Here is a 20,797-nt window from a genome sequence, read left to right as displayed (position 1 = left end):
TATTGAGGTTGTTTTATGAAACAGGAACCGACTTTGCACACCACACTTGGCATTTCCGGCAAAATTGCTGCAGCATTCCAAAATAGTGCGATCACCCCATTATTAGCACTACTTGGGCTGCTATTGGGATTGTTCGCTATTCTGGTGACACCAAAGGAAGAAGAACCGCAAATTGATGTCACTTTTGCCGATGTTTTTATTCCCTTTCCCGGGGCGACGCCAACTGAGGTTGAAAACTTAGTCACTCTCCCTGCCGAGCAAGTGATTTCCGAAATAAAGGGAATAGATACCCTTTATTCTTTTTCCCAACCCGACGGCGCGTTGATCATTGTGATCTTTAAAGTTGGCGTCGCACGTAACGATGCCATTGTTAGCCTGTATAACCAAATTTATTCCAATATGGATAAATTGCCCCAAGGTGCAGGTGTGGGAGAACCGCTGATCAAACCACGAGGCATAGATGATGTCCCAATTGTTAGCCTAACCCTCTGGTCGAAGGATAAAAACACATCCGCTGAAGAACTGACTCATGTGGCATTAGGATTAGAAACTGAGATTAAACGTATTCCTGGCACTCGCGAAATCTATACTGTTGGTCAACATAATATTGTGGCCAATGTGCGGATCGATCCAGCCAAAATGAATAGCTATAACCTCACTTACGACACACTCAGGCAAAGTCTTAACGATAATAACCATATTTCGATGCCAGTCTCGATGGTGCAAGGTAATCAAGAAATTAAAGTTCAAGCGGGTCAATTTTTACAATCGATCGATGATATTAAGCAGTTAGTGGTCAGTGTCTATAAAGATAAAAATGGCAAAAGTATCCCCATTTATTTAGCGGACATTGCCGATATTACGTTAAAGAGTGATATCCCCACACAGAACGTCTGGCATGGAAATAAAACCGATATTTACCCCGCGGTGACAATCGCTATTGGCAAACAACCGGGACAGAATGCCGTTGATATTGCCGATGCGATATTGGATCGTATCGCCAAGGTCAACAATGTGCTGATACCCGCGAATGTGGACGTTACCGTTTCTCGAAACTATGGCGAAACCGCCGCAGATAAATCTAACACACTTATTTTAAAGCTCATTTTTGCAACAAGTGCGGTGGTGATGTTGGTCTTCTTAACGATGGGCGCCCGTGAGTCCTTAGTGGTAGGCGTGGCCATTATTATCACACTCGCGATCACCCTTTTCGCATCTTGGGCATGGGGATTTACCTTAAATCGAGTGTCATTATTCGCCTTAATTTTCTCTATTGGGATTTTGGTCGATGATGCCATCGTCGTGGTAGAAAACATTCACAGGCATATGGCGCTCGGCAAAAAATCCTTTAGTGAGCTTATTCCGATTGCCGTAGATGAGGTCGGCGGCCCAACCATTCTGGCCACTTTTACCGTAATAGCCGCATTATTACCGATGGCATTTGTCTCGGGTCTTATGGGCCCTTATATGAGTCCGATACCGATTAATGCCAGTATGGGGATGCTTATCTCCCTCGTGGTGGCCTTTATTGTCACGCCTTGGCTGAGTCGTAAACTGCTTAAAAGCCATGCGAATCATCCGGCCCAGAATGGTGAAGAAGCTGACAACAAAATGGTGCGTTTTTTTACTCATCTTATCAGCCCGTTTTTACTCGGTAAAAATGCACGTAAAGCAAGGATAGGCTTAGCCGCAGGCGTCTTTGTGCTGATTGGTATTGCCGTCGCGCTGCCCATTGCTCAACTTGTTGTCCTTAAAATGCTGCCCTTTGACAACAAATCTGAATTCCAAGTGATGGTGGATATGCCTGAAGGTACGCCAGTAGAGCAAACCCAAAGGGTGCTGCAAGATTTGAGTCGCTACCTTACCACTGTGCCTGAAGTTGAACATGTACAATTATATGCTGGCACTAACGCACCGATGAATTTCAATGGCTTAGTGCGCCACTACTTCCTGCGTAACAGCCAAGAACTTGGCGATATCCAAGTCAATCTCGTGGATAAAAAACATCGCAAACGTGATAGTCACAGCATTGCGACATCGGTGAGGGATGAGTTGCAACAAATAGGCAAACCCTATCAAGCCAATATTAAAGTGGTAGAAGTGCCGCCAGGGCCACCCGTTTGGTCTCCCATAGTGGCAGAAGTGTATGGTCCGAGTGCCGCTATCCGTGAACAGGCAGCCTATGACTTACAAGCACTCTTTCATGAAACCAAAGATGTTGTAGACATTGATATCTTTTTGCCTGCTGCCCAGCAAAAATGGCAAGTGATGATCGATCGCAGTAAAGCCAGTCTGATGGCGGTTCCCTATAGCAATATCGTCGATCTTATTGCCACCTCAGTTGGTGGTAAAGACGTGAGTTACTTACATCAAGCCCGACAAAAACAACCTGTTCCAATTCGCTTGCAACTCAAAGAAGGTGCAAAAGTCGATTTAGAGCAAGTGCTGAATATGAAATTACAGAGCCAAACGGGGCAATCTGTCCCGGTCTCAGAACTTGTCACCATTAAACGTGGCAAGATTGATGCGCCTATTATCCACAAAAATATGATCCCTATGGTCATGGTGATTGCAGATATGTCAGGGCCACTAGATAGCCCACTTTACGGTATGTTTGATATGGCGGGTAATATTGATAGCGTAGATGGTTTAGGGTTTGCTCAACATTATATCCATCAACCTACGGGGCTAGACTCAATCGCCGTGCTTTGGGACGGCGAATGGAAAATCACATACGAAACCTTTAGAGATATGGGTATTGCCTATGCCGTTGGCATGATAGCCATTTATTTACTCGTTGTGGCCCAGTTTAAATCCTATCTTGTGCCACTCGTTATTATGGCCCCTATCCCACTGACCATCATTGGGGTAATGCCAGGACATGCCTTACTCGGAGCACAATTTACGGCAACATCCATGATAGGCATGATAGCGCTGGCGGGGATCATTGTGCGTAACTCAATACTATTGGTCGATTTTATCAATCAAGAGACAGCGTCTGGCGTGCCCTTTGAGCAAGCGGTTATCCACTCTGGTGCTGTACGAGCAAAACCCATAATGCTGACGGCATTAGCAGCCATGATAGGTGCACTGTTTATTCTTGACGATCCTATATTCAACGGACTAGCGATAAGCCTCATCTTTGGTATTTTTATTTCTACCCTATTGACGCTTATTGTGATCCCAGTGCTGTACTACGCAGCAATGAAAAATCGAATAAACAAAATTGAAACAATAGCTTAATCACAATACTGGCAGTATAACCCTGCCTCAAGGAGTAAAATATGTCTTTAGAACGCAGCATAATGGCTTTTGCCGGATTGATGGTATTACTGTCATTAGTGTTAACCGCCTATGTGCACCACAACTTCCTCTGGTTAACCGCCTTTGTTGGCGCTAATCTATTTCAAAGTGCTTTCACCGGTTTTTGCCCTGCCGCCATAGTGTTACGTAAATTAGGGGTAAAATCAGAGGCTGAAATCGCTAAACAATCTTAATCAAGATATGATCTTTCTAGGAGGAGTCGACGTGATCCACAAACTGATGCATCGCGGTCAGGGTCTGCTGTACATGGCATTATTTAGCCTATTTTTAGTACCATTAATGACAAAGGCCACAGAGCTAGCTCCCACTTTGGCATGGGAGAAAATAGTGGCCGGCGCCATGGTGCTCGATGTGAGAACGCCTGAAGAATTTGCAGAGGGGCATCTCGCCAATGCCGTTAATATTCCTTTTGAGCAAGTAACACAAGAATTTATGAATCGAGGCATACCTAAAGATACGCCTGTTGTACTGTATTGCCGCAGTGGTCGGCGAAGTGGTATCGCCGTAGCCGATTTAGTTGCAGCAGGATACACCCAAGCCTTTGATGCTGGTGCCTATCAGAGTTTAATCGAAGCCCGAAGATAGTGGAGAATACTTTTACTGCTTAAAAGCGCCTTATGATGGCGCTTTTTTATCGCGCTGATTTTCCTTACCGTGCAAAATCAGTGACTCCTTTGTCGTGGGCCAATAAATTGGCATATGCCACACCATTGACTACAAATTGCAGCAAGAAAGCATAATCAATCACTTACTCCCCGCCCTCTTTTTTAATATAACAAAAAAGTATAAAAAATAATTTTAAATGGAAAATTAATATATAACTAAATATCAGTGAATTACGATATAGCAGTTACACATCAAAGGCTGAAATAACGCGTAAATTCGCATTCACTTATTCATGTAATCCACATAAAAAAACATCTAAAGCCACCTAAAAATCGTTACAACATGTTACATATTGAATTTTTATTCACAAATAACGACTGTTAAACACGCCTATTGCCCCCTCACTACTAAATATAACAATCAATTTACAAATCTTTTTATCAAAGATAAATTCACTAACCGAGTAGCATCTGTGTCGTAGTTATTCTTTAAAAACACAAAATAATAATGATTAACACTAAATTAACCATGGACGAAAATATGACTAGAAATAAAGGCACAAAAATAGCTTTAGGCCTATCAAGCTTAACCATTGCTATTTCAGTAGGGATAAATGCTGCGCCACTACCACTTGATTTAGCCGCCGGAATGCAAGCACAAACCTCTCCACTACCTAAACGGTATATTGTCAAATTCAAAAATGCTGACACAGCAGCGGCCATGTCTGCCAATAATTTACAATCAACCGAGGGTGTCCAAGTTGATGCTCTGCCTACCACAATGGACTATCAGCCAATGGTCGCTGAGATCAGTGCTCAACACAGTGCGCTGAATAAAGTCCAAGCGAAAGAAATGAAGCGTATTGGACGCACGAATAGCTATTCGGTCAAACTCGATGCCAAAGGGATTAGCGCATTAAAATCCAGACCCGATGTGGAATATGTTGAGGAGGATTTACCGCGTCATTTTCTGAGCGAAACCACGCCTTGGGGACAAACCTATGTGGGTGCTACCCAGTTGAGTGATAGCCAAGCGGGTAATCGTACCATTTGTATTATCGATTCAGGCTACGATCGCGGGCATAGCGATCTCAATGGTAACAATGTCACAGGTACCAATAACTCAGGCACAGGTAACTGGTTTGAACCGGGTAATAACAACGCCCATGGCACCCACGTTGCAGGTACCATTGCCGCAATCGCCAACAACGATGGCGTTGTCGGTGTAATGCCAAATCAAAATGCCAATATTCATATCGTTAAAGTATTTAACGAATCAGGCTGGGGTTACTCCTCATCCCTAGTTTCAGCAATAGATACCTGTGTTACAAACGGAGCCAATGTTGTGACTATGAGCTTAGGTGGCTCAGGTTCGAGTACAACTGAACGTAATGCGATGGCAGCCCATTATAATAATGGCGTGCTACTTATTGCCGCGGCAGGAAATGCGGGAAATAGCACCCACAGCTACCCCGCTTCCTATGATAGTGTGATGTCAGTGGCTTCAGTCGACAGCAATAAAAACCACTCGGCCTTTTCCCAGTACACAAATCAAGTTGAAATCGCAGGTCCCGGTGAAGCGGTGCTCTCTACCGTTACCCGTGGTGAAGGACGGCTAGCCGATATCACAATTGGCAGCCAATCGTATTTTGATGCAGGTGTTGTACCCCATAATCGATATGTTTCATCAGGTAGCAACTACGTACCCGCACCGTTTAATGGCACGGCGACAGCGGCACTAGCAGAATGTACCGTTAGCGGCACAAGTTTTAACTGCGGCAACATGACCAATAAAATCTGTTTAGTTGAACGCGTCGGCAATCAGGGCACTAGCTATCCAGAAATTAATGCCGTAAAAGCCTGTAAAAATGCAGGTGCCAGTGCGGTCATTGTTTTCAGTAACACTAGCTTACCAGGCCTGCAAAACCCCTTCTTAGTGGATGCCAACAACGAAGCTAATTTAGTGTCCGTTTCGGTGGATCGTGCCACTGGCTTAGCACTACGTAATCAAATTGGTGCAACCGTCACCGTCAGTAACCAAGGCAACAAAGATTATGAGTACTACAACGGCACTTCAATGGCGACACCCCATGTTTCTGGCGTAGCCACATTAGTATGGAGTTATCACCCAGAATGTAGTGCAGCGCAAGTGCGTAACGCATTGAAAATGACCGCAGAAGATCTTGGGACTGCGGGCCGTGATAACTATTACGGCTATGGTCTAGTCAATGCCGTTGCCGCAAAAGCTTATTTGGATGCCTCTTGTAATGGTCCTACCGATCCTGTTGATCCAACCGAACCGGGCGATAGTGTACTTGTGAACGGTGTGGCTAAAACAGGCTTAAGCGGCAGTGCGAGTGAGGAGTTACACTTCTCCTTTAACGTACCACAAGGAGCAACAAACCTAGGCTTTGTGATGAATGGTGGAACAGGCGATGCTGACTTATATGTTCAATACGGCGCAGCACCAACTACCTCCAACTACGATTGCCGCCCCTATAAAAGTGGCAATAGTGAATCTTGCTCAATTACCAATATACAATCAGGTACTTACTACGCTATGGTGAAGGGATATTCTGCCTTCAGCGGTGTGTCGTTAACAGCAAGCTATACAGCATCTAATGATGGCGGCGCGCCAACAAGCTATAGCAATACTGATAACTACAACATCCCTGATAATAAAGCCGCAGGGATCACTAGCCCAATCACAGTGACTCGTACGGGTGACTCAGGCACTGTGACTGTGGTAGTGAACATTGTTCACACTTACATTGGTGACTTGAAAGTGCAGCTTATCAGCCCTTCAGGTAAAACGGTTACACTGCACAACAATACAGGTGCAGGCACAGACAATATCAACAAAAGCTATACAGCGGATATGGCAGGGGCAGACTCAAGCGGCATATGGAAGTTAAAAGCCGTAGACAGTTCCCGAGGTGACGTTGGTTATATCGATAGCTGGGAGCTCAGTTTTAACTAACCACATATCGGTATCAATGATAAGAGCCTGCAATTGCAGGCTCTTTTTTAGCAGCGTTACTGATGATCTTTTAAGATTTCAGGTTCAATGAGGACACTGTTTTCACTATCGGATAACCAAATCTGCCCTTCACTGATAGAAACTTGTAAGGCTATATTACGCCCAACTAAGGCTTCCATCGCAGTCACTGAGTCTTCAGCAATATTCCATACTTTCAAGTTTTGATAGCGTTCTAATGCTTGCTGATTTTGTTTCCACCAAATGGGCACGCTGCGACCACCGTAGGTAAAGAGCTGCACCGCTTTGGCACGACCACTGGCCTTTCTCAGCCACTTTTCATCTGCCTGACCAAATTCAACCCACAAATTGATCTCACCAGACAAGCTTTTATCCCATAGCTCTGGCTCATCATCAACACAAAGCCCTTTGCTAAAACTTAAGGTGTCACTGGCATTTATGATAAAAGCCAGTAAACGTACCATCATACGCCCGTCAGTTTCAGAAGGATGCTGTGCGAGAGTCAGTTGGTGATCTTGATAATAATTCCGATCCATATCGGCAATTTGTAAGTTGACCTTAAATACGGTCGATTTGAGGGCCATAGCCTATCCCGATTAAAGAGTGAAATTCAAAATCATATGAAAGGAGCCGAGTCTACCTGAGACTAAGGCATTGCTCAAACGAATACCTATCCGATTAAATCGCTCCAGGGCGTAAATGCTTCGCCATTGGGAAATGGGCTTTAAGCTGATTGATTTTCTGTATATCGGCCACCAACAACATCCTTGTGCCCTGCTCATAGGCTTTACTCAATTCGCTCAGTGCTGGTAACTCGCCCCGACTTGCATCTCGACGTACTAATTCAGCAAGTGCCTCACTTAACGCCCCTTGGGAGTATATCCAATCCAGTCGCTGCAATAATGGCATCGCTGCAATCGGTAATAAGTCGACTTGTACTACATCTTCTATTAGCAAGATTTCACCGCGACTGAGCAAGTGATTAAAGGCATTATGGTAGCGTTCAAGCGTCCAACTATCGAAACGATCACCATTAGTCTCGAAAAAACGCTCCCAAAATAAACGTCGTTCAGCTGTCGACTTAAGCCTATCCTGCACTTCAATACGTCTATCGGCGACAAAATCAAAGAGGGGTTTAAGGGATTGTGGAAGGCTTGCTTCTAAGCGCGAGCGAACGGTACGAGCAAAAACAGGCGCAGCCCCCGCCGTACTGATGGCCACCACTAAACGACCACGATCAACAATTGATGGTGTGATAAAACGGCAAAACGCAGGATTATCGACTGCATTAACCCAGATCCCCCGCGCTGTGGCTAGGGTCGCAAGTTCAGCATTAAGACTGTCATTGGCGGTCGCTAAATAGACTAAATCATAATTTTGAATATCAGCGTGAACCACTTCACGCACAGAGAGAAGAATACGGCCTGTCTCAGCGTAACGCTGAACCTCAGTGTTCACTTGTGGCGCAATTACATGAATGTTGGCTTCAGTTCGGGTTAAAAGCGCTAATTTACGACTTGCGACCTCACCCGCCCCTACTAACAGCACATTTAAGTTAATAGTATCGATAAATAACGGAAAATATTGCATTACATTCAACCCTAAGCCTAAATTCTAATCGAGGTATCATGCCTCATAGTACGCATCTTGTGTATATGGGCTGCCATTGGGTAATGATACCCAATCAGATGATAACACTGGGTTTTAGCATAGGATATGAAGAAGAAAATATTCGATCACTGACTAATTGTGGCTTTCACTGCGTTCAGAGCTGCATTGCCAACATAATTCAAAATTACCATCGTTTAACTCATGGCATTGCACACACTGCCATTGCGGGCTCACCACATCCAGTGCCGTTAATTGTGCCTTTGCCAGCATATATTGGGACTCACCAACCCACAACTCCACATTATGCATATCCGCTGGCAACTCACCGATACCGCCTAATAACGCTTCACCACGTAACTCAACATGGATACCACAAGCTTCTAAAAGTCCTTTCCACGTGTGGGCCTGTAACAGATTTCCACCAGCAACTAAACACTTACGTTCTTCCATGCGACATCCTACTGCTACCACTATCAAGAATACGGGGTGCCGACATCCTACTGCTAAATAGCCGAGCCTGTCGAGTGCTGTTTTTTACATCAGTTGTTAATAGAATTAACATTTACTTTTTACAACATTACTGACTATAACGCTGTGAGATAGCTAGCAGAATATTTGCACTCACCGAAAATAAGATAAAAAAAACCACCTCAGAAAGGTGGTTTTTACGTCTAACGTCACAGCTAAGGCATCATAGACGGCTGATCGGCGCCTTCTTTCTCGATCTCAACGGGCATCATATGCTCGCGGCTAATCCCCAATTTAATGGCCAAGAAACTCGCCACATAAATAGAAGAATAGGTACCCACAAAAATACCCATTAGCAATGCAGTCGCAAACCCATGGATCATAGTGCCACCTTTAAGAAACAGTGCCACGACAACCACTAAGGTCGTCCCCGTGGTAATAATCGTTCGACTCATGGTTTGAGTGATAGAGATGTTAACGATATCTTCTGGTTCACTCTTACGCAACTTGAGGAAGTTTTCACGGATCCGGTCAAATACCACGATAGTATCGTTAAGCGAGTAACCTACCACTGTCAATAAACCTGCCAATACGGTCAAATCGAATTCCAATTGGAATAACGAAAATACCCCTAAGGTTACGATAACGTCGTGGGCGAGTGCCGCAACAGAACCAAATGCTAAGCGCCATTCGAAGCGGAAAGACACGTAGATCATAATACAGATCAGCGCTACTAATACTGCCAATCCGCCTTGTTCAGCCAGTTCTTTACCCACTTGTGGGCCAACAAACTCAACACGCTTTTGCTGAACTTGAGGATCAACTTTCTGTGCGGCGTCCATAACAGATTTAACCTGCACGTCGCTCTTAACGCCTTCTTTTACAGATAAGCGTACTAATACATCGCGGCTTGAACCGAAATTTTGTACTATCGCGCCTTCGGTATCAGGTGTCGTCAGTTGCACACGCAGCGTATTCAAGTCAACAGGCTGAGTAAACTCCATTTCAACAACAGTACCGCCAGTGAAATCAAGACCCCAGTTAATACCGTTGATCGCAAGCGACACTAATGAGCCAAGCACAAGAACCGCGGATAAGATACTAATCGGCAGCGCATGGCGGAGAAAGTTTACTGTACGTTTTAAGGATAAAATTTCTAGCATTATGACTTTTCCTTAGATAGACAGTGTCTTCACGCGCTTACCACCCCAAATCGCATTAACGATGGAGCGAGTACCCACGATAGAGGTAAACATGGAAGTCGCAATACCTATCATCAAGGTCACCGCGAAGCCTTTAACAGCACCAGTCCCCACAGCAAATAAAATTAATGCGGTAAGGAAAGTCGTGATGTTCGCATCGGCAATGGTTGAAAACGCATTACCATAACCTTCATGGATGGCCTGCTGTACACTACGTCCTGCACGAAGTTCTTCACGAATACGCTCATAAATGAGTACGTTACCATCAACTGCCATCCCCACTGTCAACACCATCCCCGCAATACCGGGAAGGGTCAATACTGCGCCTGGGATCATCGACATGACGCCTACAACCATGACTAAGTTTGCAGTTAACGCGAGGTTAGCGATAAGCCCAAAACCGCGGTAGTACACCAGCATGAAGATTAAGACGACGGCCATACCCCACACCATGGCTTGCACACCATTCTCAATATTTTCAGCGCCTAAACTCGGACCAATGGTACGTTCTTCAACAATGGATACAGGTGCAATCAAAGCTCCAGCGCGTAACAGCAAAGCAAGGTTTTGTGCTTCACCGTGGCTTAAACCTGTGATCACAAAGTTACGACCTAAACGGGCTTGAATGGTTGCCACAGAAATCACTTCTTGGATTTTCTGCATTTTCACGCTGCCATCGGCGTTACGTTCACCACTGTCTTTATATTCAATGAATAAGGTCGCCATAGGTTTACCTATGTTGTCCTTCGTCACATTAGAGAAAATGGTACCGCCTTTAGCGTCAAGATTAATGCTCACCTGTGGGCGACTGTATTGATCAAAGCTAGGTTGGGCGCCGGTGATATGATCTCCCGTTAGCATCACTTCTTTTTTCAATACGACTTGGCCGCCTTCACGACGTTGATACACTTCAGAGCCTGCAGAGATACGTCCTGATTGCGCGGCATTAGGATCGGCTTTGTCATCCACCATATGGAATTCAATCGATGCGGTTGCCCCTAAAATTTCTTTAGCGCGAGCCGTATCTTGTACACCGGGCAGTTCAACGATAATACGCTCTGCACCTTGGCGCTGTACTACAGGTTCAGCAACACCTAACTCATTAACACGGTTACGAATAGTGGTAATGTTTTGTTGCAGTGCTTCTTCTTTAACCTGCTTAAGATAAGCTTCACTCATCACCGCTTGCAGGGCAAAATCTTCACCCTTGCTCACATCGGTGAAGACCATATCGTTACTGCGAGATTTAAGGAAACGTTCTGCACTGGCTAAACTTTCAGCATCACGGAATTTAATCTCAATCCCAGAGGCATTAACACGAATGCCCGCATAACGGATTGTTTCTTCACGTAATTGAGCACGAAAGTCAGCAACCTTGGCCTCTTCCATCTTGCGGATCGCTTCGCCCATGTCCACTTCCATTAAGAAGTGCACACCGCCGCGAAGATCGAGACCGAGTTTCATTGGGCTGCCGCCCATAGACTCGAGCCATTGCGGTGTTGCTGGAGCTAAGTTAAGTGCAACACTAAACTTATCACCTAAATCTTCTGCGATCGTTTCTTTTGCTAATAATTGTTGATCCGCGTTCTGCACACGAACCAACAACTGGCCTTTTTCAAGCTCAGAGCGCTTTACCGCAATGCCCTTACCGGCTAACAGCTCGTTCACTCTGGCTTGGGTAGATGCAGTTACTTCTGCACCACGAGTCGCCACCACTTGCACCGCGTGATCTTCACCAAAAAGGTTCGGTACGGCATAGAAACAACCTATGGCGATGATAAGCATCACCATAATGTTTTTCCACATTGGGTATTTATTTAACACGCCTGAGCCCTCTTGGCTTACAACGACTGGATAGAGCCCTTAGGCAATACAGCTGCAATATAGTCTTTCTTGATCGTGATTTGCGTCGTGTCATTAAGGCTCAGTAGCACGTAATCGCTGTCATCGCTGATTTTTGCAATCTTACCTAAAATCCCACCACTGGTTAACACTTCATCGCCTTTGCCTAATGAAGACATCAGATTTTTGTGCTCTTTAACGCGTTTTGATTGCGGACGGAAAATCATGAAATAGAAAATCAGGCCGAAAATCGCCAGCATGAAAATCAGTTCCATCGTGCCGCCACCTTGTGGTGCGCCGGCAGCGCTTGCATATGCATTTGAAATAAACATAATTTTTCTCTTCTTATTAGCAAAAAATCAATCGACTAACTCTGGTACTTCGCGACCCTGACTGGTATAGAAGTCCGCCACAAAGGCGTCTAATGTACCCGTCTCAATCGCACCGCGCAAACCTTCCATTAACATTTGATAGTATCTCAAGTTGTGAATGGTGTTTAAACGCGCACCCAGAATCTCATTACAACGATCTAAGTGGTAAAGGTACGCCCGTGAATAATTTTTACAGGTATAACAATCACACTTAGTATCAAGTGGTGACGTGTCATCTCGATGCCGCGCATTGCGTATTTTGATCACACCTTCACTCGTAAACAGATGACCGTTGCGGGCATTACGGGTTGGCATCACACAGTCAAACATGTCAACACCACGACGTACACCTTCAACTAAATCTTCTGGTTTACCGACCCCCATCAGATAGCGAGGCTTGTCTGCAGGAATTTGCGGGCAAATATGCTCAAGAATGCGATGCATATCTGCTTTAGGTTCACCTACAGCCAAACCACCGACGGCATAACCGTCAAAACCAATCTCGACTAAGCCTTTTAAGCTTTCGTCGCGTAAATCTTCATACACGCCGCCCTGAATAATACCAAACAGTGAGTTTGGATTTTTCAAGCGATCAAACTCGTCGCGTGAACGTTTTGCCCAACGCAGTGACATCTGCATTGACTTGCGCGCTTCATCTTCGGTGGCGGGATACGGCGTACATTCGTCGAAAATCATCACCACATCACTGCCCAATGCATCTTGAATTTGCATGGATTTTTCAGGATCTAAGAAGATTTTCTCACCGTTGATGGGCGAGCGGAAGTGCACACCTTCTTCGGTAATTTTACGGATATCGCCAAGGCTAAAAACTTGGAAACCGCCCGAGTCCGTTAAAATAGGCCGCTGCCAGTTCATAAAATCATGCAAGTCACCGTGCTTACGCATGATTTCTTCGCCTGGGCGCAGCCATAAATGGAAAGTGTTACCGAGCAGAATATCTGCGCCTGTGGCACGCACTTCTTCAGGTGTCATACCTTTCACTGTGCCGTAGGTTCCTACCGGCATAAAAGCGGGGGTTTCTACTGTGCCACGGTCAAAAATCAACCGACCACGGCGCGCACGCCCGTCGGTAGTGTCTAATTCAAATTTCATAATTCACCTCGCCAGATAAACAGTCTGACTACATTTGTAATGGCTAATGCCATTTTGATTAACAATAGAGATAGGGACGGATCTAAAAGGTTCAACCCTATAGATAAAAAATTGCCGCTCAAACTCATTTGGGCGGCTATTTTAAAACAAAATCGTCGTTTAGTGGGCTTTTTTCGTCACAAACATGGCATCGCCATAGCTAAAGAAGCGATATTTTTGCGTGATAGCATGTTGATACGCCGCCATCACATGATCAAAACCGGCAAAAGCGCTGACTAACATAATCAAAGTTGATTCCGGCAGATGGAAATTTGTCACCATAGCATCAACCACTTGGAATTGATAACCAGGATAAATAAAGATATCGGTATCGCCGCTAAAAGCTTTGAGTTCGCCAAGGCTTGCGCGCGCCGCACTCTCGAGTGAACGCACAGAAGTCGTACCGACTGCAACCACACGTTTACCCGCCGCCTTAGTCTGGGCAATTAGATCCACGACATCCTGCGGCACATTGGCCCACTCGGAATGCATTTTGTGCTCAACAATGGTATCGACACGTACAGGCTGAAATGTTCCCGCGCCCACATGCAAGGTCACAAAGGCAATATTGACGCCCTTGGCTTTTAATGCATCGAGCATGGCATCGTCAAAATGTAAACCCGCCGTTGGCGCTGCTACTGCACCGGGGTTTTGGTTATAGACCGTTTGATAGCGCTCTTTGTCGGCATCTTCATCGGGTCTATCAATATAGGGAGGCAAAGGCATGTGCCCTACTGCTTCAAGCACCTCTAGAATGGTCAGCTCGGATAACAGCTCAAGTTCAAACAAAGTATCGTGACGGGCGACCATCTTCATTTGATAGCCACCATCGAGATGGATTAACGAATCGACTTTCGGGGATTTAGAGCTGCGAACATGGGCAAGGATCCGCTTATCATCGAGCATACGCTCAACTAAAATTTCTAACTTGCCGCCACTGGCCTTTTGGCCAAACATACGCGCGGGGATCACGCGAGTATTGTTGAACACCATTAAATCGCCGGGATTTATCATTTCCAGCAGATCAGTAAACTGTTTGTCGCCTAACGCACCAGAGTTGCCGTCTAACGTTAACAGACGGGATGCATTACGCTGCGCCATAGGATAACGAGCGATCAGCTCATCGGGGAGATCGAAAGAAAAGTCTGCAACGCGCATATTGGCCTCAGGGTAACTTAGAACGGCGGCTAGTCTATGGTTAGCGCCCCATAAGATCAAGATGACTTATTACCCGCGTCCACTTCTTGTTGTGATCCATCTAGATTTACAGCATCTTGTTGGGGCAAATTAGCATCGGTATCAAATTTTAGCCGCGTATAACTGAAATCATCCATGCTAAAACGGTGTTGTTCAAAAGGGATTTCTACCTGCACTTTTTTGCGCTTTGGCTGCTCGTGTCTACCAAGCATTTTGGAGAACCAATTCCACATCATCCATGATCCTAAAAAGTGAAAAAATACGATATTTTGGGCTTTCGTGCTTTCCTAAGCATACTCGTGCATGATACCGTGAACCGACGTGGTTAACCAAGCACAAAAAATGAACTTTCTTACACACTTACATCTCGCTGACATCAGTAAAACTCATCTTGCAGCCAACGTAGCAGGCAACTATATCCAAGCGCCAATTGCGCAAGCCCCCGTTGAATTTCGCCAAGCTTTATGGCTAAACCAAGAAATTAATACGCTATGCGCCAGCCATGAATTGACGATTGAGTTAATGGAAGCCTTCCCTGCGCCCTTAAGAAGCATAGCAGCAGAACTGATGGCGGTGAGCTTTGATTACTATTTAGCTTACTACTGGGAGGAATATCACCACCAACCATTGAATGAATTTAGCCACAAAGCCTATGACGCTTTAGAGAATTTTGCAGCCCAAGGGATAGATCAATATCATCCAGAAGCTTTAATTAAGCTATTACCCACCATGCGCAGCCAAGATTGGCTCGGCAGTTACGCCACCGAAAATGGCTTACAACAAGCCTTAGCACAAGTGGCCAAACCGCATCCACAGGCAGCGCTGTTTAAAGATGCCCATAAAGTTGTGAATAAAATGCAAATTGAAATTGAAACCGCATTCCGCACTTTTTATCCGCAATTAATGGCATATAGCCGGATTTGGAGTCGTAAGACCCCTGCAGAATATTTACCCTAGAGATGAGATTCATCCCGATAGCTTTAAGTGTTCAGTTCAGATCATCAGATCAAGAGTGACAACCGCCCCTAATTGATGTTGAGCGGCATAATTTTAATCTCTGTTTATATAATCCTTGGTATGGTTATCTGCTGTATTTCCCCGCCGAAAGCGGGTTGAAATTATGCTGTGTGCCGGCGTAAATTTTGCTAATATGGCCACGCAAAGATGAGGACAAGATGCAGATATTTGATTACCAGCCCCCAGCAATTCCTTGGCTAGACATCCGCTATAAAGATAGAGACTTGATTATTATCAATAAACCCTCTGGGTTATTGTCTAATCCAGGTATTGCAGCACACACCTATGATTGTGCATTAACCCGCTTACAACGCCTTTATCCAGAAACGATTTTAGTACATCGGCTTGACTGCGCGACCTCAGGTATTATGGTGTTTGCTCGGAATAAAAAAGCCGAATCGCATTTAAAAACTCAGTTTCAAGATAGGCAAAGCAAGAAAGTTTACATTGCCGAGGTCATGGGCTTGATTACCAATGAGCAAGGAATTATCAATCTATCGATAGCACCTAATTGTGAGCATCCTCCCTACCAAAAAGCACTCCAAGCGGGAGAGGCTGGAGGCAAAAGTGCCCTTACTCATTTTCGCGTTTTAGAACGTAGGAAAAACAGCACCTTAGTTGAACTAACACCTGAGACAGGTCGAACCCACCAACTCAGAGTACACATGCTCGCCTTAGGGCATCCTATTTTAGGTGATGAATTTTACGGTGATCCCGCCGTTATTAACGCTAAACCACGTTTATGCTTACATGCCCAAAGCCTTCGTTTTAGTCACCCTTATTCGGGGAAACCGATGAGCTTTCACAGCAAACATCCTTTTAATGAATAATCAATACAAAGGCCGCGATAAGGCGGCCTTTTATAAACAGAATAAAATACACAACATTAAGCGACTCGCTGACTAAAATCGATATCAACCATTAATTTGTCTACTTGGAAGTAACACCCCTGTTCATTACAAAATTGCAGTTGCTGTGTTGGAGTAACAATAAAATACTCACCAAAAAAATTCCCTCCCACATCTTCAACCTTATGGCCAGCTGAGGTATCAGTCATCAGCACTTCGTCTAAACTGTGGCAGCCATCGCTAAACCAAGTTTCTAAAAAATATTTATCGTCTTCTTTATAAAGAGTGATTTTGTCACCTAATAAAGGACGTTCATCTAACCAACGACCAATAATTTCACGATTTTGCATATCTGTCTCCCGCCAGTGAAGGCGACGGCGTTTTTCAATCCCAGACATCCTGATATCCTTATGCAATACCCAATCACTTAAAGTGAAAGTCAGTTGTGGTAATACATTAAGCATAGAACCCATTTAACTCTTTACTCCCCACCGAAGCAAATTACGTCAAATTGACCGTGAAATGTAATTTTTTGGTTAATTTAAATTTGCTAAATATTTAAAATATAAAAGATAAATATCTTTGATTAATTAATCGGCAGTGTAGCTTAATCTAAAAATAAAAACGCGATCTTTATCACTATTTACTTATCGCTAAAGTAAAGGCGGCTAAAAGACTTATCTAATGAGCTGTATGAGCTTGTTACATCTTTTATTGCCAATTCAGATAGGGATTCTGATATAACAAAGAAGATTTCAACATCCCTACAGACAAAATAATAAAGCAGGAAGCATTATGCATAACATTCATCGTCGTCATTTTCTTAAAGCTGCGGGGGCAGTTACAGCAGGACTTATCACCGCCAATATCACGGCCAGTACGCATGCCAACAGTGTTGCTCCTAAACCACAAACTGGAAAATCCGTTATCGGGCTTATTGCGCCCAAGATGGACGTGGTTAGAGTCGGATTTATTGGCGTCGGCGAGCGGGGCTTTAGCCATGTCGAGCAATTCTGTCATTTAGAAGGCGTTGAACTCAAAGCGATTTGCGATACTCACCAAGCTGTTATTGATAGAGCAGTAGCTCATATTGCTAAACAAAATCGACCTCAGCCCACTGTTTATACGGGTGATGACCTGAGCTATCGCGATCTATTAAGTCGCGATGATATTGATATTGTTATTATCTCAACCCCATGGGAATGGCATGCACCAATGGCGATAGAGACCATGGAAAGCGGTAAACATGCCTTTGTTGAAGTGCCGCTGGCGCTCACCGTTGAAGAATGCTGGCAAATTGTCGATACCGCAGAGCGCACTCAGAAAAACTGCATGATGATGGAGAACGTCAATTACGGCCGCGAAGAACTTATGGTGCTCAACATGGTGCGCCAAGGTGTATTTGGTGAGTTGCTCCACGGTGAAGCCGCTTATATCCACGAGCTACGCTGGCAGATGAAGGAAATCGACCATAAGACAGGCTCATGGCGCACTTACTGGCATACCAAACGTAACGGTAATTTATACCCGACCCACGGTTTAGGGCCAGTGTCCCAGTATATGAATATCAACCGTGGTGATAGATTCGATTATTTAACCTCGATGAGTTCCCCTGCCCTTGGCCGTGCGCTCTATGCTAAACGAGAGTTTCCCGCCGATCATGAGCGCAATCAACTCAAATACATCAATGGGGATATCAATACCAGCCTGATTAAAACCGTTAAGGGCCGGACCATCATGGTCCAACATGATACAACGACTCCAAGACCCTACAGTCGTCATAATTTGATCCAAGGAACGAATGGCGTGTTTGCAGGCTTTCCCAATCGAATCGCCGTCGAACATGGTGGCTTTGGTAAAAGCTATCACGAGTGGGATATGGACATGCAAAAGTGGTATGACAAATACGATCATCCCCTATGGCAACGTATAGGTAAAGAAGCAGAGATCAATGGTGGTCATGGTGGAATGGACTTTGTGATGTTATGGCGAATGATTTATTGCCTGCGCAATGGCGAAGCGTTAGATCAAGATGTGTACGATGCGGCATCTTGGTCTGTGGTCAATATTTTAAGTGAGCAATCGGTTAACAATCGCAGTAATTCAGTCACTTTCCCTGACTTTACCCGCGGCGCTTGGGAACATGCCAAACCCTTAGGGATTGTAGGCGCCTAAATCGCGCTGAGCTGAGAGTTTAAACGAAAGGGATAAGCTTTACTTATCCCTTTATCTTTAGCTCAGTAACAGCCTATCGATTTAATTTTTAAAGTAAAATCACCACTTTGCTGCGCTCCAATTACCAGCCCTATACTGGTTAGTCGGCTAAGATCAATCGCTGCACGCACTATCGGTTTACCACGGCACTGAGGATAAAAATCGATAAATGGAATTTCGATACGTTGCCAATGAATCGCACTCGCACCGCTCACCCCAAAGGTTTGATGCGTTGGCGCAGGCATCACAGCTTGATAGACAGTACTTTGCGGTGTTTCAACATCTTTTAGGTTCACTTTGTAATGCTTGCTTCTATCACCATCAAGCTCGAGATAAATTCCCGTAAACTCAGCCACATTAATTTGTTCAAACTCACAACGCACAGAAGCAAATCCGCCACCATTAGCAAGCGATACATGACCACTAAAAATCCCATAACCTAAGGGGGAAATAGTGAGTTTACTGCGCGACAAACCACCCATCACAGTATCATTCACACTGTACCAAGACTTTGCAGCGTCTAAGGTTCTAAAATCAAAAAGGATCATAAATACTCCCATAAAAAAAGCAGCCACCTAAGTGACTGCTTCATATGATGCTTTCTTTTACGCTAATAACAGCACTTTACCCAAGTTTAGCTTTGTTTTCAGCAGCTTCACAAGCTGCTGCGGTAAAAATCACATCGGTCGAACTGTTTAGTGCCGTTTCAGCCGCATCTTGGATCACACCAATAATAAAACCAACAGCCACAACTTGCATGGCGATATCATTGGAAATACCAAATAAGCTACAGGCTAGAGGAATAAGCAATAGAGAACCGCCCGCAACCCCCGAAGCACCACAAGCAGAAACCGCCGCAACAACACTTAATAATAAGGCTGTGGGTAAATCGACCTGAATACCAAGCGTATGAACTGCCGCTAAGGTCAGCACTGTAATAGTGATTGCAGCACCACCCATATTGATGGTCGCACCAAGAGGGATAGAAACAGAATAAGTATCTTTATTGAGATTAAGCTTTTCACACAGCGCCATGTTAACCGGAATATTCGCCGCACTTGAACGGGTGAAAAATGCCGTTACCCCACTTTCACGCAGGCAGCGAAGCACTAAGGGATAAGGGTTACGTTTAATTTTTACGTAAACAATAAGTGGATTTACAATCAGCGCAATAATTGCCATTGCACTCAGCAACACAGCTAATAGCTGCGCATAACCTGCAATTGCTGCAAAGCCTGTTTCGGCAAAGGTTGCTGCCACTAAACCAAAAATACCGATAGGCGCTAAACGAATAATAAAGCGTACCATTTGTGAAATACCATGACTCATATCGGCAAAGACTTGCTTAGTAGAATCATTGGCATGATGAAGTGCTAAACCTAAACCCACACCCCAAGCAAGGATCCCAATATAGTTGCCTGTCATTAGCGCATTAACGGGGTTATCCACTAATTTAAAAAGCAGCGTATTAATCACTTCACCAATGCCTTGAGGTGGGCTTGTACCTTCAATCCCTGCCACTAATACCAAATTGGTGGGGAAAATCGAGCTTAACACGACAGCCGTTAACGCTGCGGCAAATGTCCCAAATAGATAAAGCACCACAATTGGACGCATATTGGTTTGCGTATTTTTCTTTTGATTGGCAATAGACGATGCCACGAGGATAAACACTAAAATAGGAGCGATTGCTTTTAATGCCCCGACAAATAAACTCCCTAAAAATGCAACTTGCTTAGCCGCATCCTGTGAAAAGCTAGCAAGAATAACCCCTGCTGCGATCCCCAATAGAATTTGCAATACCAGACTGCCATTAGCCAACTTAGCTAAAAGTGATGATTCTTGTTTCATGACTTAACCTATCATTATTATATTTCGGCTGAGATAACCCAGCCCACGCCTTCGGATTTGAGGCCAATAAGGTTTTTATAGGATGTGGCGGGACTTG

The 20,797-nt window shown here is 44.7% G+C and carries 19 protein-coding genes; 7 read left to right on the top strand and 12 right to left on the bottom strand.

The annotated features are described in order from the left end of the window. Window positions 1–15 precede the first annotated feature (15 nt). From SPUTW3181_RS08015 to SPUTW3181_RS08000, 4 genes are all read left to right on the top strand, one after another. Complete coding sequence (locus SPUTW3181_RS08015; RefSeq protein WP_011788873.1) at window positions 16–3,243, top strand: efflux RND transporter permease subunit; 3,228 nt, start codon at window positions 16–18, stop codon at window positions 3,241–3,243. Between the two features lie 41 nt (window positions 3,244–3,284). Continuing rightward, window positions 3,285–3,497: a DUF2892 domain-containing protein gene (locus SPUTW3181_RS08010; protein ID WP_011788872.1), complete on the top strand. Its 213-nt coding sequence runs from the start codon at window positions 3,285–3,287 to the stop codon at window positions 3,495–3,497. Window positions 3,498–3,528: 31 nt separating this feature from the next. Beyond that, a complete protein-coding gene (locus SPUTW3181_RS08005; protein ID WP_041408159.1) occupies window positions 3,529–3,909 on the top strand; it encodes a rhodanese-like domain-containing protein in 381 nt (126 codons plus the stop codon). Between the two features lie 561 nt (window positions 3,910–4,470). Further along, a complete protein-coding gene (locus SPUTW3181_RS08000) occupies window positions 4,471–6,909 on the top strand; it encodes a S8 family serine peptidase (RefSeq protein ID WP_041408157.1) in 2,439 nt (812 codons plus the stop codon). A gap of 56 nt (window positions 6,910–6,965) precedes the next feature. On the opposite strand, the gene SPUTW3181_RS07995 is transcribed toward SPUTW3181_RS08000, so the two are convergent. The 9 genes from SPUTW3181_RS07995 to SPUTW3181_RS07955 all read right to left on the bottom strand — a co-directional run bounded on the left by SPUTW3181_RS07995 (window position 6,966) and on the right by SPUTW3181_RS07955 (window position 15,006). Further along, window positions 6,966–7,511 (bottom strand): YaeQ family protein, encoded by a 546-nt coding sequence (locus SPUTW3181_RS07995; protein WP_011788869.1) that lies wholly within the window; start codon window positions 7,509–7,511, stop codon window positions 6,966–6,968. Window positions 7,512–7,605: 94 nt separating this feature from the next. Then, a complete protein-coding gene (locus SPUTW3181_RS07990; protein WP_011788868.1) occupies window positions 7,606–8,517 on the bottom strand; it encodes a bifunctional precorrin-2 dehydrogenase/sirohydrochlorin ferrochelatase in 912 nt (303 codons plus the stop codon). Between the two features lie 153 nt (window positions 8,518–8,670). Then, on the bottom strand, window positions 8,671–8,988 hold the full coding sequence (locus SPUTW3181_RS07985) for a putative signal transducing protein (protein WP_011788867.1): 318 nt from the start codon (window positions 8,986–8,988) through the stop codon (window positions 8,671–8,673). A gap of 233 nt (window positions 8,989–9,221) precedes the next feature. Beyond that, window positions 9,222–10,169, bottom strand: a complete 948-nt coding sequence (secF, locus tag SPUTW3181_RS07980) for a protein translocase subunit SecF (protein ID WP_011788866.1) — start codon at window positions 10,167–10,169, stop codon at window positions 9,222–9,224. A 12-nt stretch (window positions 10,170–10,181) separates the two neighbouring features. Then, the gene (gene secD, locus SPUTW3181_RS07975; RefSeq protein WP_011788865.1) at window positions 10,182–12,032 is read right to left on the bottom strand and encodes a protein translocase subunit SecD; all 1,851 of its coding nucleotides are present in this window, start codon (window positions 12,030–12,032) and stop codon (window positions 10,182–10,184) included. Between the two features lie 17 nt (window positions 12,033–12,049). Continuing rightward, the gene (yajC, locus tag SPUTW3181_RS07970; RefSeq protein ID WP_011788864.1) at window positions 12,050–12,382 is read right to left on the bottom strand and encodes a preprotein translocase subunit YajC; all 333 of its coding nucleotides are present in this window, start codon (window positions 12,380–12,382) and stop codon (window positions 12,050–12,052) included. A gap of 27 nt (window positions 12,383–12,409) precedes the next feature. Beyond that, on the bottom strand, window positions 12,410–13,534 hold the full coding sequence (tgt, locus tag SPUTW3181_RS07965; protein WP_011788863.1) for a tRNA guanosine(34) transglycosylase Tgt: 1,125 nt from the start codon (window positions 13,532–13,534) through the stop codon (window positions 12,410–12,412). Between the two features lie 159 nt (window positions 13,535–13,693). Beyond that, window positions 13,694–14,731 (bottom strand): tRNA preQ1(34) S-adenosylmethionine ribosyltransferase-isomerase QueA, encoded by a 1,038-nt coding sequence (queA, locus tag SPUTW3181_RS07960; protein ID WP_011788862.1) that lies wholly within the window; start codon window positions 14,729–14,731, stop codon window positions 13,694–13,696. Window positions 14,732–14,787: 56 nt separating this feature from the next. Further along, the gene (locus tag SPUTW3181_RS07955) at window positions 14,788–15,006 is read right to left on the bottom strand and encodes a hypothetical protein (protein ID WP_011788861.1); all 219 of its coding nucleotides are present in this window, start codon (window positions 15,004–15,006) and stop codon (window positions 14,788–14,790) included. 106 nt (window positions 15,007–15,112) lie between these two features. Here SPUTW3181_RS07955 and SPUTW3181_RS07950 point away from each other — a divergent pair, with 106 nt between their 5' ends. Continuing rightward, complete coding sequence (locus SPUTW3181_RS07950) at window positions 15,113–15,727, top strand: ACP phosphodiesterase (RefSeq protein WP_041408154.1); 615 nt, start codon at window positions 15,113–15,115, stop codon at window positions 15,725–15,727. Window positions 15,728–15,945: 218 nt separating this feature from the next. Then, window positions 15,946–16,617 carry an RluA family pseudouridine synthase gene (locus SPUTW3181_RS07945; protein ID WP_011788859.1) on the top strand — a complete coding sequence of 224 codons (672 nt, stop codon included), beginning with the start codon at window positions 15,946–15,948 and terminating at the stop codon, window positions 16,615–16,617. 56 nt (window positions 16,618–16,673) lie between these two features. Here the strand turns inward: SPUTW3181_RS07945 and SPUTW3181_RS07940 are convergent, their stop codons facing one another. Further along, on the bottom strand, window positions 16,674–17,108 hold the full coding sequence (locus SPUTW3181_RS07940) for a hypothetical protein (RefSeq protein WP_011788858.1): 435 nt from the start codon (window positions 17,106–17,108) through the stop codon (window positions 16,674–16,676). Window positions 17,109–17,430: 322 nt separating this feature from the next. Between SPUTW3181_RS07940 and SPUTW3181_RS07935 the strand changes: the two genes are divergently transcribed. After that, on the top strand, window positions 17,431–18,810 hold the full coding sequence (locus tag SPUTW3181_RS07935) for a Gfo/Idh/MocA family oxidoreductase (RefSeq protein ID WP_011788857.1): 1,380 nt from the start codon (window positions 17,431–17,433) through the stop codon (window positions 18,808–18,810). Between the two features lie 62 nt (window positions 18,811–18,872). Here the strand turns inward: SPUTW3181_RS07935 and SPUTW3181_RS07930 are convergent, their stop codons facing one another. Further along, window positions 18,873–19,397 carry a CIA30 family protein gene (locus SPUTW3181_RS07930; RefSeq protein WP_041408152.1) on the bottom strand — a complete coding sequence of 175 codons (525 nt, stop codon included), beginning with the start codon at window positions 19,395–19,397 and terminating at the stop codon, window positions 18,873–18,875. Between the two features lie 76 nt (window positions 19,398–19,473). Further along, entirely contained in the window at window positions 19,474–20,700 is a 1,227-nt protein-coding gene (sstT, locus tag SPUTW3181_RS07925; RefSeq protein ID WP_011788855.1) for a serine/threonine transporter SstT, read from the bottom strand. Window positions 20,701–20,797: the final 97 nt, after the last annotated feature.

Origin of the sequence: Shewanella sp. W3-18-1 (assembly GCF_000015185.1) — a bacterium.
Classification (GTDB): Bacteria; Pseudomonadota; Gammaproteobacteria; order Enterobacterales; family Shewanellaceae; genus Shewanella; species Shewanella putrefaciens.
This window is presented reverse-complemented; position numbering and strand designations above follow the sequence as displayed.